Raw genomic sequence first — 2,961 nt, forward strand, 5'->3', positions numbered from 1 at the left:
CCATCAACACTATTTGACAAAGTCCCAAAATTTCCGCTTCTTTTTTTACTCTTTTTTCTACGCTTCAACGATCACAAAACCATTGTGTCCGATTCGATTCTGTTCTTCCAATAAATTCTGACTAAGGATCAACCTTGACTTAGGTGGGAAAACAAATTTGATACTCCCATAGCCAACATTAAACAAAGCAAAGATCCGTTTGCCATTTGATGATCGAGTAAAGCTCAAATAATCATTTTTGTTGCTAAACTGTACCCAGTTAAAACTGCCCTCATTTAAAATCAGATTGTTTTCGCTGCGAAACTCACCTAATAGCTTAATAAAACGGTACATCGTCTGATCTTGTTCACTTGCTTTCCATGGCATGCACTCACGATTAGCCGGTACCTTTCTGCCCTTTAACCCAAATTCCGTGCCGTAATACAGGCTTGGCGACATTGGAAGTAAATAAATAAAAGCTAGCAGCAGCCGGGCAAGCTGTCCATCCTCCTCACATAATGATATTAAACGTGCTGAGTAAGGCCCATCTAATTGGAGCAGCAAAGATTTTTGGCTAGCCGCTTTATATTTCATCATGTCATCATTTAATGCCGTGATCATTTCAGCAACATTTATTTTTTTCTGAATAAAGTAATCCTTTAAGATATGGACCATATCTTGATCCACGGCTGCATTTAAAATCGAGTTATTGATCAAAGCGGGAGTTTGACTGTTAGTTTCACTCATTAAACAGAACCCCGACTTAATTTTTTGAACAAACTGCATTAATGCATTTAAAAAACTTCGATCCATTTCCTGAGGATCCATAATTTTAAAACCGTCAATATCAAAGGTGGTGATCCAATATTTGATCAAATCGAACAAATAGTGGCGCACTTCCGCATTATGTAAATTTAATTTAGGCTGATGCGGATCATTACCCTTGACCCGATAGGAAATATCAGTTGAAAAATTAGGGTCATCTGTCGGTGTATACTCTATAGGCAGAGAATCTATGATAAACCACTTGAAAAAATCTGAATTTTCACCCTTTTGTTTAACATCTTGCCATTGCAATGAGAAATCCATCAAATGGTCCAGCACCATTTCTAATATAACATGCATCCCACGTTGATGTGTTTCTTCAATTAATCCCTTAAAATCTTCTTTCCTACCGAAGTATGGATCAACGTTATAAGGATCCACCACATCATATTTATGGTTAGAAAATGCTGCGAAAATCGGGCTTAAGATCAATCCATTGACACCTAGAGCACTAAAATGATCCAAATGATCTTTGATCCCTTGCAAATCACCGCCAAAGAAATTTGTGCTTGAAGGTTCTTTTGTTCTCCACTCCACTACATCTTCCGGGTCAGAATGTGGGTCCCCGTTAGCAAACCTGTCTATTAAGATGTGATACCATAAAGTATTCTGAATCCAAGCCGGCTGTTTAAAAGCTTCATTGGGATATGAATATGGAACTATAAAAGGAGCTGTGTGTGTTAAACTATCGGCCGTATAAAGTTCTATTTTATGTGAATCATACAGATACTCTTCCCCACTGCTTGCAATCAAATGAAAAGCATATTTTAACCTGCGCGTCTTAGGTAATTGTACAGTGACACCCCAAAAGTCAATTGAACTACTCCTTAAAATAAGTTTCATTTTTGCAACTGTCGGGTGCCACTCATCTTTTGAGCCAGGACCATCATACATATCACCATATAATAATTCTGCTTTTGCCACATCCTCGTGCTTGCTTCTAAAATGAAGTGTAATAGCATTCACTCCTGTTTCAAAAACCATTGCGCCTTGTGCATCATGAAAAATTGCAGCTTTCTCCATTTTGATCATCCTTAATTTTTTATTCTTTTAGTTACTACATTAGGCATTTTACAGTTTTTTAGCAAGTTAATTTCCATTTTCTACATAAATTTTAAAATCCTTGCTAAAAGAAATTTACTCCAAAAAACTCAACTAGTCGGACAAGCATTCACCACCCACTAGTTGAGTTTTCTAATTAGTTCAGCTATCATGCTTCAAAATAAGCATCAGTGTTTGTCTCTGTGCTTGGTTCTTTCCTGAATTGGTCACCTGCTAGGGAACGATAATAAGCCATATATGTTGTGTTTTTATATGGGATCAACCAAATCTCTCCGATTCCAAGTGTTAATATAGCCAAAATATCCCAACCAAGAAAACTGAGCTGCAAAACAAAGTATTCAAACTTATGTCCCCTCATCAGCTGCCGACTCTTTGTCACATAATCCAAATAATTTAAGTCATCACCACCGCCGTTATCCGCAATATCTTTATAAATATAGTAAGTCTGTGAATATGCATACGTCTTAACGATTCCAGGAATAATGAAGACTAGATACCAGAAGAATTCAAACAATGTTTGGACGATCCACAAAACCACGACTGCCAAAAAATCTCTCTTAGTAAAGACACTAAAAATTCCGCGTACAACACTGAAATCCGACTTTTTAGTGCGTAACCAGTCTAATAAGGTATAGTTTACTCCGACCGTTAAAAGCGTCTGGATCAAAGAAGAAAAGATATTGGAAAAGAAATCGGTCCTGTCTCCATTACTGCCAGTTTCCCGCGCAAAATCATTAACAAAGCTGCCATTTGGGCTTTGTGAAATGGTCACAAAAATTGCTGCAACGACCTCCACCACCACAAACAAGCCGAGTAAAAGCGGCAATATCTGCAAAATATTCAAGCCTATTGCCTTACCCCAATGTCCCTTCAAAAGATTCTTTGCTTCTTGCTTAAGTTCTGCTCTTGTTTGCATGAATCGATCCTCCATTACCTTTTTAACTATTATATGTTTTATTCTAACTTAATTTAAACAAGATGACTAACATTACACCATCAAATTGTATTTTTAGTAATTTAGAAATAAAAAAAGCCACCCTTATCAAAAGGATGACTCAAAATATGCGCGGCAGCTACCTACCCTCACAGGGGGCG

2 protein-coding genes are annotated in these 2,961 nt (G+C 37.3%); both read right to left on the reverse strand.

The genetic code is table 11. The features are described from left to right. Nucleotides 1-57: 57 nt before the first annotated feature. Nucleotides 58-1,827 (reverse strand): alpha amylase N-terminal ig-like domain-containing protein, encoded by a 1,770-nt coding sequence (locus FC65_RS09890; RefSeq protein ID WP_056972548.1) that lies wholly within the window; start codon nt 1,825-1,827, stop codon nt 58-60. Nucleotides 1,828-2,014: 187 nt separating this feature from the next. Continuing rightward, nucleotides 2,015-2,782, reverse strand: coding sequence for a DUF975 family protein (locus FC65_RS09895; RefSeq protein WP_056972549.1), 768 nt, complete (start codon nt 2,780-2,782; stop codon nt 2,015-2,017). Between the last annotated feature and the right edge of the window lie 179 nt (nt 2,783-2,961).

Source organism: Ligilactobacillus acidipiscis DSM 15836 (assembly GCF_001435755.1).
Lineage (GTDB): Bacteria > Bacillota > Bacilli > Lactobacillales > Lactobacillaceae > Ligilactobacillus > Ligilactobacillus acidipiscis.